The organism is Polystyrenella longa, assembly GCF_007750395.1.
In the GTDB taxonomy this organism is placed as follows: Bacteria; Planctomycetota; Planctomycetia; order Planctomycetales; family Planctomycetaceae; genus Polystyrenella; species Polystyrenella longa.
The window spans coordinates 2,687,246-2,699,348 of record NZ_CP036281.1 but is presented as its reverse complement, the minus strand read 5'-3'; the positions used below and the strand labels follow the sequence as shown (position 1 = coordinate 2,699,348).

Here is a 12,103-nt window from a genome sequence, read left to right as displayed (position 1 = left end):
GATCAATTCTGATGAGCAAAAACACGCGGACAACTACATTATTTATGTTCAAATTCTTTATCCTTACGATTAATAGAATTAAGGAAAAGTACGCCATGTCTAAAAAGGATAAAGTAATAGTGGAGGCGAGAATGAGCCCAGGCTACTATGATTATCCGGAAGAGAAATTCTGGTGTTATCAGTTGAAGGAATGTAACGGCCAAAAGTTTGTAGAGACATTTAGTCTGGCTGAAGATGAAATTATAATCAAAAGTGATTTGCATGATTCCATGCCATTTGATGTCAGTAGATTTGAATTTTTTACTATTCTACCGAACAATATCGAGATACCGTGTTCGAGTCAGGAAACTAGAATATTGTCAGTATTGTATGAAGGCCATAAATGTACCTGTCAAGTATATGGACTTAATGAAATGAAACTAGCGGGTGTTAGTTTAGGAGTATTTGAGGAGGTATGGTCGATAGTTGAGGAACGAGTCAACTTACTTAAAGACAGAATCAAGAATTAACAGCCCGTTGAATTTCTCCCTACGCGCCGGAATTCTCAATTGATATCTTCTCTCCCATCGAATTCAATCGCAATGGTTAACGGAGCCATACGGATTCGTTGCCCGTGCACAACGTTCCTCCACCGAATTCCAACCCTTTCCAGCACCCATGAGAATCACCGGCACGATCGACTGCCAACGAAGCCGAAGTTGGGGTTTTCAACGGGCTGCTAAGTCGCCTCTACGTTGAATATGCTTAAACGGTTTTGCAACTACAGAAGTTACACTGGCAAGATCAATCAGGAAAGTCGAACTAAGAAAGTGACAGCTATGGCAGCTATGGCAGCTATAAATTGGTGTGAGCTATATGTTGATAGCAAATTATCTTGCAATAACCTTGCCGACTTAGTTATGACGCAGTTAGAAGGCAAGCTTGTTTATACTAACGGGTATTCATTTTGGGATATTGATAGCCTAGTTGGAAATTTTTCAGTTGAGCTGAATGAGAATAGACCTAATTCTAAAACAGCTATTTTTCCGGAATTTTTATTCTATCCTATTATAATAGGTGCTGAACAGACAACAGATGCACATAAAGAAGAATATCAAGAGCAAATTAAGAAGCTTGTGGAAGTCATTCGTACTAACGGTAATGAAGTAGCAGTAATTGCCGACTTCATGGAATGATGCCCGTATCGTATGAATATTCAGCCGACGTTGAAAAAGAGTGATTCCAAGCGGATATATTTCTGGAGAGTGGCATATTTCGAACGAGATCTGTTTGACGACTTGAACGCTGCTATCAGATTCGACGCTATAATGACCTTCCGAGCCCAACGGTAGCGAGAATCACTATAATTGTGGTCAGCGAGCGAAGTCGTTTTTACGCCGCGTTGCGGTAGTAATACTGGAGCAGCCAGCCGAAGCATTCTTGGCATCCGATCTAACCAGCAACGCATCCCCTCCACACCACCATTTCTCATTGACATCTCACGCCCCGGAATTTACTATTTCACATAAGAAATAGTTTTCACTTGTGAAATCACGCATCCTCAACCTTGATAATTCTGGAACCTGTGCGAGTCCTTCTATGGCTATTGGTGACGAGTTACTGACGACGAAATCGCAGGCCCCCAATTTGCAGCGAGGGTTGGCGGTGCTGGAATATCTGTCGCAGCAGCCCGAAGGGGCGACGGTCACGCAGTTGAGTGAAGAGCTGCAATTCCCTACGGCCTCTTCGTTTCGCATCGCCAATGTGCTGGTCGAACTCGGTTACCTGAGCAAAGAACCGCGAACCAAGAAATTCTTCCTGACGAACCGTTTTCTGTTGCTCGGCCAACCCCAGTCGCAGGGCCGCAGTTTGCACGAGTGTTCCATCGGGCCGATGCGGACGATTCGCGATGCCACCTCCGAGACGACCCAACTCTGTTGCCTCATCGGAACCGAGATGGTCATGATCGAACAGCTTCTGTCGACTCAGCCGTTTAAATACTCTGTCGACATCGGTGCTCGCTGCCCCTGTTACAGCAATGCTCCTGGAAAAGTGATTATTGCTTTTCAATCGGAAACGGAGCAGGTCGCCTTAGTGGATCGAATCAAATTCAAAAAGTTCACGAAGACGACGATCAGCAACAAAACCGAATTTCATAAAGAACTCAAACAGATTCGGAAACAAGGGTACGCCGTAGACCGGGCCGAAGGGTTGGAGGGGATCCACTGCATCGCCGCTCCCATTGTCGACCGGCACGGTCACCCCGTCGCCGCACTCACCATCGCCGGACCCGCCTCTCGCATTCCTGAAGATGAATGGGCGATAACGGCTGAAATCGTAAAAGAAGGAGCGCGACTTGCCTCCGAAGAATTCAAACAACAATCCTGATACAGATTACTCCTCCCGCCTCGACGACGACCTCCAGTCAGCGTGTCCCAAAGGATTTGACCATGCCACCTTCCTACCCGCAACGAGATAAAACCTGGCTCAGCCTTCCAGCAGGGAAGACGATAATCCTACTGGCGATCGGCCTCTCTTTAAGTTTATTCAGCCTGTTTTCCAATACACGCGAAGACTCGCTCCACGCGCAGGAAGCAGATCAGGCAGAGGTCAAAGACAATAAAGCGGACGCCACAAACAAGATTCCGGCCGAGCAACTTGAATTCTTTGAAAACCATATCCGTCCCGTGCTCGTCGAAAGCTGCTATGCCTGTCACGAAAGTGGAGGAAGTGCCGAAGGAGGCTTGCTGCTCGATTTCCGCGAAGCATTGATCAAAGGGGGCGATTCGGGGCCGCTCTTCAATTTCAAAGAACCAGAACAAAGCCTGCTCATCAAAGTTCTCAAGCACGAAGTTGAAGGCATGGAGATGCCGCAGGGGGAAGACCAGCTCTCTGACGAATCGATAGCACAGTTTACGACCTGGATTAAGATGGGGGCTCCGGACCCGCGTGAAGCCCCCGAGGATGCCGAAGAAGTGATCGCCGGAAGTTGGGAAGAGACTTTCAAAGAACGCCAGCAATGGTGGAGCTTCCAACCAATCGCATCGCCCGAGGTTCCACAAATCGAAGGGACAAACTCCGACCACCCAGTGGACCTTTTCATACAACGAAAACTGAACGAACAGAATTTGAAACCGGCACCACCCGCCGACAAGCGAACGTTGATTCGCCGTCTCTCTTTTGTCTTAACAGGTCTGCCGCCGACTCCCGAAGAAATCGATTATTTCCTGAATGATGAATCGCCCAACGCTTACGAGAAGCTGGTAGAGGGTTATCTCAACTCGCAACGATTTGGTGAGCGTTGGGCAAGGCATTGGATGGACTGGGTCCGATATTCTGACTCACACGGATCAGAAGGGGACCCCGCCATCCCTTACGCATATCGCTACCGCGATTACCTGATTCGCGCACTGAACGCCGATATTCCTTACGACCAACTCGTTAAAGAACACATTGCGGGTGATCTGCTTTCCAACCCACGTGTTGATGCCAAATCAGGTATCAACGAATCCGCCATCGGCCCCGCCCATTGGCGGATGGTCTTCCATGGTTTCGCCCCCACGGATGCGTTGGAAGAGAAAGTTCGTTTCACAGACGACCAGATTAATGTCTACTCTAAAGCATTTCTCGGACTGACCGTCTCTTGCGCCCGATGTCATAACCATAAGTTCGACGCGATCAGTCAGGCCGACTTCTACGCGTTGTACGGCATCCTCGATTCGACTCGTCCGGCAACGAAAGACGTCAACCTGCCAGAGGTTCAGACGAAGTTCCAACCGGAGCTAACGGAGCTTAAACATCAGATCAAGGACAAACTCGCAAGTGCATGGCAGGCCGAGTCCTCGCAGATCGCCACTCGCCTTGTCGAGAGTGACGATTCACTAATACAGTCAATAAAAAACACGAAGGACCGCCGCGAACTACTGCACGTCTGGAAACAGTTGAGCGAAAGCTCCGATCCTGAAGCTTTCCAGAAAGCCTGGAACGATATCGAAGTCAGTTGGAAATCGGAACAAAACCACCTTGAACGCCATCGTGATCGAGAATATTACCAGCACTGGAAACTCGCTGAAGATGGCGATTTCAATCAGTGGCACCAGGAAGGAAACGGCCTTACAGAGCAACCGGCAGCCGCTGGTGAATTCAGCATTTCCCCCGTTGGTGACGGCATCGTCACTGGCATTTATCCCGCTGGTGTTTATTCGCACGGACTTTCCGACAAGCATCGGGCGGTGCTGTCGTCTCCCCGTTTTCATCTCGATGATGACTACAGAGTCTGGTTCCGAACCGTCGGCGATCAGAATGCACTCAACCGGTATTCCGTCCAGCACTACCCGCGATCCGGCACCGTCTATCCCGTTCATCGGATCAACAATGAAAACTGGGATTGGAGCCAGTTCGATCTAAAATACTGGAATGGCGACGACATTCACCTCGAAGTCACCACCTCCGAAGACCAGGCAATTCTAACTTCAGGAAACAACCGATCCTGGTTCGGACTGCGAGAAGTTGTCGTTTTCAGAACAGGGACAGAAGTTCCACCCTCATTCGATCTGGAATACCTGAGCCCACTTATTGCAGAGATAGATGAAAACGGTGCGACCTCTTCCGCAGAGATCGCTGGAGCGATTCAAAAGGCAACTCAAACAGCGATAGCCAACTGGCAATCCGGACAGATGACCGATGCCCAGGCATTGTTCCTGAATCAAGTTGTCGATTCAGGACTTCTATCCAATAGTGCGACCAATGATAAGCTCAAGGGTTTGCTGGACAATTACCGTACTATGGAAAAACAGGTTCCGTTGCCCACACGGGCGCCTGGTTTGATGGAAGCAGATATTGTCAATCAGCCTTTGATGGTGCGTGGCAATCACAAACAGTTAAATCAGGAAATCCCACGTCGTTTTCTGGATGCCGTTGACCCGACTCCTTACGCCGACAACGCAAGTGGCCGATTGGAACTGGCGGAGGACACTGTTCGTGCTGACAACCCCTTCACTTCGCGAGTGATTGTGAACCGGCTTTGGCATTATCTGTTTGGTGCCGGCCTCGTGCGCACACCCGACAACCTGGGGCAACTGGGCGAACCACCGACTCATCCGGAACTACTCGACTTCCTGGCAACCCGTTTCACAAACGAGGGTTGGTCTCTCAAGCGAACGATCCGCTTCCTGGTGACTTCCGGAACGTTTAAACGATCCATTACTGCCAGTGATCTGGCTCTAGAGAACGATCCCGATAACTATTACTGGTCTCACGCAAAACTCCGACGGCTCGAAGCAGAAGCAATTCGCGATTCACTTCTGGCGGTCTCAGGGCAGCTTGATCTCAAGATGTACGGACCGGGTTATAAGCCGAATGGAGACAGCCATCAACGCTCTGTCTATGGTTTGATCAAACGAAATAGTCTCGATAAATTCCTAGCCACGTTTGATGCCCCCACTCCTTTCGCCACCAAGGGGAATCGCGATGAAACCAACGTCCCGGGACAATCGCTGACTTTGATGAACGATCCCTCCTTATCCAAAAATGCTGCGAACTGGATCAAGCTGATCAAAACGGAATACCCGGAACTGTCGCCCGAGGCTCAGATTCAACTCATGTTCGAACAGGCTCTCGGTCGTTTGCCCAGTGAAAAAGAAATGATGCATTCCCGTGAGTTCCTCTCCGAACTCGACAGTCGGTATCAGGTCTTGCATTCCGAATTTGAAGAACTGGCGAATCGGCAACAGCAGGTCGAAGAACAGATAGAGTCTATACTTGCACCAGTGAGAATGCGATTATTGCCGGGAGAGCTATCGGATGAACTAATCGCCAACCTTCCCCTCCCCATAGCCCATTGGAAGTTCGATGAACACGCTGACGATGAACTTTCAGGCATTAAAGGAACTCTCAATGGGACTGCCCGAATCGAAGACGGGGCGTTGATACTGGACGGGAAAGGGTACGTTTCAACGGAACCAGTTCCGACACAGGTTGACGCAAAGACGTTCGAAGCCTGGGTACAACTCGACAATCTGGAACAACGGGGCAGTGGCGTGATGACGTTGCAACGTCAGGATGGAATTCTGTTTGACTCGATCGTGTTAGGTGAGATACGACCCCAGCATTGGCTGGCCGGTTCGAACAATCATGCCCGCTCTGCCGAATTCAAAGGGTATGCCGAAGAAGTTGCGATTAGCGAACCTGTGCATCTTGCGATTTCCTACGATGAGCAGGGAAAGATTACCGGCTATCGAAACGGAAAACCGTATGGCGAAACGATTCAGAAAGCACCGTTGCTTCCCTTCGCCGCTGATGGTTCGAACTTCTTGTTTGGTTTGCGACATTCACCAGCCGCGAGTAACCGTTATCTGAAGGGACGTATCTATGAAGCGAGATTTTACGATCGAGCGCTGAGTCCCGCTGAAATCGAAGCGTCCTCCCATTCATTGGGACTGTTCGTCTCGCCCGCATTGGTTCGGGCCGAACTGACCAGCGCACAGCAGACGGAACTCTCGAAATATGAAACATCCCTGTCAAATATCCTCTCTCAGCAAAAGTCTCTCGGACAGCAACCGGCTGACGAGCAAGCCTGGATCGATTTCGGTCACGCGCTTTTTAATCTGAAGAACTTCATCTACTACGAGTAGTCGTATCCACTTTTGAAACAAAGTAGCGATTCACATTCACTCCTCGAGGTTTCCATGACTGATCCTATTTTTTCACGCCGACAACTGTTACAGACCGCCTCTTCCGGGTTCGGGATGTTGGCACTCTCCAGTCTAATGAGTGACCAATCCTACGCAGGCACGCTCGCCCCAGAACCGCACTTTCCGGCGAAGGCAAAAAATGTGATTCTTTGCTACATGTCGGGCGGAGCTTCGCATATCGACACGTTCGATCCGAAACCACTCCTCAAGGAAATGCACGGCAAGCCGATGCCGGTGAAGGTGGAACGAACTCAGTTTAATAACAATGGAAACATCTTCGGTTCTCCCTTTGATTTCAAACAGTACGGTGAGAGCGGATTACCCGTCAGCTCGCTTTTTCCGCATGTTGCCGAAAGCATTGATGACATCGCCGTCGTTCGATCGATGACCAGTGCAGTGAACGAACACGCCCAAGGGAACTTTTTCTTTCATACCGGCTTCCCGTTCATCGGTCATGCCAGCGCCGGTGCGTGGATCAACTACGGGCTGGGGACGGAGAACCAGGAACTTCCCGGATATGTTGTTCTGAAAAGCGGACCATCCGGTACACCGCACGGGGGCGTCGGACTCTGGAGCAGTGGGTATCTTCCCGCTCAGCATCAAGCGTCGCAGATGACTATCGACAATGCGGAACCCATTCGAAACATCAACGCTCAGGAACGGGACGATGTGCAGCGAAAGCGTCTTGCATTTATCCAGGATTTAGATCAGGAATTTCTGCAATCAACCCGCAACGATGCCCAAGTTGAAGCCGCTGTAAGAAATTATGAAACTGCCTACCGGATGCAGACCGCCGTGCCTGAAATCTGCAACTTGGAAGGCGAGACGAAGTCGACACTCGACATGTACGGCTTCAATGCTCAGAATCCAATGACTCGTCACTACGGTCGACAATGTCTACTTGCCCGCAAACTGGTCGAGCAGGGGGTTCGATTCGTCGAATTAACCTGTCTACCCCAGAATGACGGCGATGGCCAAGTTGCCAATCCATGGGACCAGCATGGTGATTTAAAGACCGGACACTCAATGATGTCGGAACAGGTCGACCAACCGATTGGAGGATTGCTCAAAGATTTGAAAGCCCGTGGCCTATTAAAAGACACCATCGTGATCTGGGCAGGCGAGTTTGGCCGGACTCCATTCTCGCAGGGGTCGAATGGTCGGGACCATAACCCATTCGGTTTCAGTGTCTGGATGGCGGGCGGGGGATTCAAAGGAGGAACCACCTACGGAGCAACCGATGAATTCGGTTACCACGCCGTCGAAGATAAAAGCACTGTTTACGACCTGTGGGCGACGGTCCTGCATCAACTTGGATTGGACCATGAAAAACTAACGTATCGCTATGGAGGACGGGACGTTCGTTTAACCGATGTTCATGGCAATGTGCTTCACGATATTCTGGCGTGATCGGTCAATCAAATAAAGATTTTTGTCCTCATCCATCCTCTGCGAAGAAGTAACCGCCGCCGCCGGGCGTTTCAATAAGCAGTTGATCGCCTGGTTCGACCTCAATGGCAAACTTTCCACCAAGGTCAGTTTGATTTTCTTCACCCGTTTTTTGCTCACTTGCTTTTAGTAAGGTATTAATTCCTTTCGCACCCGGGCTGCCCCCTTCCAGTCCGAAGGGAAGATATTCCCCCCGTCGTTCCGAGAGCATCGATACTTTCAGTGATCGTAGAAATTCTATTCGTCGAGTAATCCCATCGCCTCCCGGAAAACGCCCGGCACCGCCAGAACCTGTGCGGACCGAGAACTCCCACAATCTTACGGGATAGCGTCTCTCGAAGACTTCCGGATCGGTCATGCGTGTATTGGTCATATGCGTATGTACCGCGTCCGTACCGGCCGCATCGGATGTCGCACCACTTCCTCCGCAAATCGTCTCGTAGTAACCGAAAGAGTCATCGCCGAAAGTGAGATTGTTCATTGTCCCCTGACTGGCCGCCGCCAGCCCCAGCGCACCCAGGAGGATATCGACGACTTTCTGACTCGTTTCCACATTCCCTCCCACAATGGCGGCACAGTCTTCAGGACGGTCCTGTTCGGGAGGGCTTAGCAGGCATTCGGGCAGATTAATCGTAATCGGTTCGAGGACACCACTGTTCAGCGGAATGTCTTCGTCAATCATGCAACGGAAGACATATAATACAGCGGCAGTCACAATCGCCCGGTTGGCATTAAGGTTCGTCTGAAGAACCGGCCCCGTTCCCGTAAAATCAACATGGGCCGATTCTCCCTGTTTGGTAATCTTCACCCGGACAGGAGACCCATCATCCTGATGATCTGTTCGTTCATAAATACCATCAGGAAGTTCTCTCAAAGCCATTCGCATTTTTGCGGCGGCGGCCTCCTGAATAAATCTCATGTAAGCTTGCACGACCGGCTGAGTATAACGTTCAACCAGATCCAGTAATTGAATTGCGCCACTTTGATTCGCCGCGACCTGGGCCGAAACATCGGAAAGATTGTCTTCCACAGACCGGGACGGATGCGGACCGGAAAGTAACAATGCCCGTAGCTCAGCCTCACGCGACGCCCCCCGATCTACTAGTTTAAAGTTCCGGATGACGACACCTTCTTCGGCCAAGTTAGTAGAGAAGGGTGGCATGCTACCGGGCACGATCCCGCCGATTTCCGCATGATGCGCGCGGCTGGCAGTGAGAAATAACAACTCGTCTGAGTGCTCGTCATGCACGGGCGTCACCACGGTGACGTCAGGAAGATGGGAACCACCCCGGTAGGGATCGTTCGTGACAAAGACATCTCCCGGTTCAATTTCAGGATTGTCTTTCAAAATATGGCGTACCGTTTCACCCATCGCTCCCAGATGAACGGGAATGTGAGGCGCGTTGACGACCAAATCACCAGCCGGAGTGAAGATAGCGCAACTGAAATCGAGTCGTTCTTTGACATTCGTTGAACAGGAAGTTTTCTGTAATGTCACCCCCATTTGCTCGGCAATCGAAGCGAAGAGGTTATTGAAAATCTCCAACTGAACTGGGTCGACTTCTTTAGCGGATAACTGAAACTGCGTCGTCTGGCTGACATCTTTAATCAGCAATTCACCCTGCTGACCGATTCGGGCTGAAAAACCGGGATCGATCAGGACGGTACTTGTTGGTTCGCAAACGATTGCAGGGCCGGCAATTTGATTTCCCGGTTTCAATTCCCGGCGATGATAGATCGACGTTGTTTCCCATTTGCCAGCGAATAAAACGGGAGTTCTTTCTGACGATGTCAGTTCGCCCGTCGACTCTAATTGAACAGGCCATTCGGGTCGAGGCATCCGGCCTATCACTTCTACTCGGGCCGTCACGACTTCAACATCTCGTTCTCGATGCTGATAACCGTATCGCTGTTGATGAAGTTGTCCGTATTGCTTTTTATAGTCACCGTCGCCTTCGGAACACGTAACCACAATCGTCGAGTCGACACCACAATAACGCAGTTCTAATGACCTTATTGGAGATTGCAGTTGTTCTTCGCGAACACCTTCCGCCAGAACTTGTGCAGTTGCTTCATGCTCTAGCTCCGCGAAGAGAGAATCTAAAGTCGACTCGAAGTCATTATCATAAAGACTCAGCAATGAACGTTCGGCAAACTGGCGAACATCGGAGAGACCGATTCCATAAGCGCTTAGAATTCCGGCGTAGGGGTGTATCACAATGTCCCGCATTCCGAGAGAACGAGCCATTGCACATGCATGTTGTCCCCCCGCGCCGCCGAAGCTAATGAGTGCATACTCGGCCGGGTCATATCCTTTGGCTACAGAAATATTGCGAATCGCTCGAACCATGTTCGCATTCGCGATCTGCTGGAATCCTTCGGCCAATTCTTCCGGCGTGTAGTTCTTTCCGAGGGGCGATGCGGTAATTCGGTCGCAGATTTCCTGCAGTTTGATTCCGACGATTTCCTGATTGAGTTGGAACGGAAAATACTGCGGTAGAATTTTTCCAAGATACAGATTGACGTCCGTGACGGTCAGTGGCCCGCCTGCACCATAACAGGCAGGGCCCGGATCGGCACCAGCACTTGCAGGACCGACGTGCAGCTTAACGCCGTCAAAATCGCAAATGGACCCACCACCCGCCGCGACAGTTTCAATCGCCAGCATGGGGGCAACGATCCGCACACCTGCTTTACGAGTTTCGAATTCCCGTTCAAAGACACCATCGAACCGAGAAACATCGGTGCTGGTGCCTCCCATATCGAACCCGATTGACTTGGCAAAACCGGCTTGCTTACCAACTTCAGAAAAACCAACGACCCCGCCCGCTGGCCCGGAAAGAATACTATCTTTGCCGCTGAAGTGATCTGCATCGACCAATCCGCCTGCCGAAGTCATCAACTGAATTCGCGAATCTCCCAACCGGGATCGAAGTCGGGAGACATAATTTTGCAGAACGGGATTTAAATAAGCATCCACCACAGTGGTGTCGCCTCGCGAGATAATTTTGATCAAAGGGGATAACTGGCTTGAGCGAGTAATGTTGCGAAAACCAATCTCTCGAGCTACTGATTCAACCATCTCTTCGTGTTCGCTATTAGCGAAGGCGTGTAGCAAACAGATCGCGATCGACTCAATCCCGGTACTCTTCAAACTCTCCAGTTCGCGGCGAATGGCTTCAAGGTTGGGAGAGATTAAAACTTCTCCCTCAACCGTCATCCGCTCTTTGACTTCAACGACTGATTCAAAAAGGGGTTCAGGCTTTTCGATTTTCAGATCAAACAGACGCGGTCTGTCCTGATTGCCAATCAACAAAATATCGCGGAAACCTTCTGTCGTGATGAAGGCCGTCCTAGCTCCCGAACGAGTCAGCAGGGCATTCGTTCCCCGAGTGGTTCCCAGCTTGACGATCACCGGAGGGATTTTCTCGTCGAGTTTCAGCCCGAGGAGATATCGAATCGAGAGTACGGGCGATTCCTCACCAGCCGTCAATTCATAAGTCAAACCCGTTACAGCGGATTCGAGAATAGAATCCGCTAATGAGATTTGGCCTGTAGAACTATCGTAGCCAGTCACGGTCGAGCTTTTCAGTAGCGTTCCCGACTCATCAAACAACTTAATCTCGTACCCGATCCAGAACTGGGAAGGGTCATTCTGCCGCAGCGGATCGACGAATTGCTGACTGTCGATTTGTGTGAATATGCTCCCTCTGGTGATTCCCGAACTGAGCGTCTTGAACGTGTGAATGCGGCCTTTCGGCTCGCGCATCAGCACATCGGTAAACGTTCCACCTACATCGATCCAGAATTCCAGCATTTCTCTCCCAGTCCCGGCAGCATTGGGAACCGGCTTCATGAAACCAGTTCCCTTTTTATTCATTCAAGTAAATCAACTAAGCAAATCAACGAACGCGAACCCATCATAGACAGGTCTCCTCAGTGCAGCAAAGGATCAGCCTGGATCAGCTGAACAGAACCAAAGC

The 12,103-nt window shown here is 50.4% G+C and carries 6 protein-coding genes; 5 read left to right on the top strand and 1 reads right to left on the bottom strand.

The window, feature by feature from the left end; genetic code table 11:
- Positions 1-95 precede the first annotated feature (95 nt).
- The 5 genes from Pla110_RS09990 (at position 96) to Pla110_RS09970 (ending at position 8,081) form a co-directional block, all read left to right on the top strand.
- Positions 96-509 carry a hypothetical protein gene (locus tag Pla110_RS09990; protein ID WP_144995636.1) on the top strand — a complete coding sequence of 138 codons (414 nt, stop codon included), beginning with the start codon at positions 96-98 and terminating at the stop codon, positions 507-509.
- 309 nt (positions 510-818) lie between these two features.
- Complete coding sequence (locus tag Pla110_RS09985; protein ID WP_144995635.1) at positions 819-1,175, top strand: hypothetical protein; 357 nt, start codon at positions 819-821, stop codon at positions 1,173-1,175.
- A 403-nt stretch (positions 1,176-1,578) separates the two neighbouring features.
- Positions 1,579-2,367, top strand: coding sequence for an IclR family transcriptional regulator (locus Pla110_RS09980; protein WP_144995634.1), 789 nt, complete (start codon positions 1,579-1,581; stop codon positions 2,365-2,367).
- A gap of 62 nt (positions 2,368-2,429) precedes the next feature.
- The gene (locus tag Pla110_RS09975) at positions 2,430-6,611 is read left to right on the top strand and encodes a DUF1553 domain-containing protein (protein ID WP_144995633.1); all 4,182 of its coding nucleotides are present in this window, start codon (positions 2,430-2,432) and stop codon (positions 6,609-6,611) included.
- A 54-nt stretch (positions 6,612-6,665) separates the two neighbouring features.
- Complete coding sequence (locus Pla110_RS09970) at positions 6,666-8,081, top strand: DUF1501 domain-containing protein (protein WP_144995632.1); 1,416 nt, start codon at positions 6,666-6,668, stop codon at positions 8,079-8,081.
- 28 nt (positions 8,082-8,109) lie between these two features.
- Here Pla110_RS09970 and Pla110_RS09965 read toward each other — a convergent pair whose 3' ends face one another.
- Positions 8,110-11,976, bottom strand: a complete 3,867-nt coding sequence (locus Pla110_RS09965; RefSeq protein WP_144995631.1) for a hydantoinase B/oxoprolinase family protein — start codon at positions 11,974-11,976, stop codon at positions 8,110-8,112.
- Positions 11,977-12,103 lie beyond the last annotated feature (127 nt).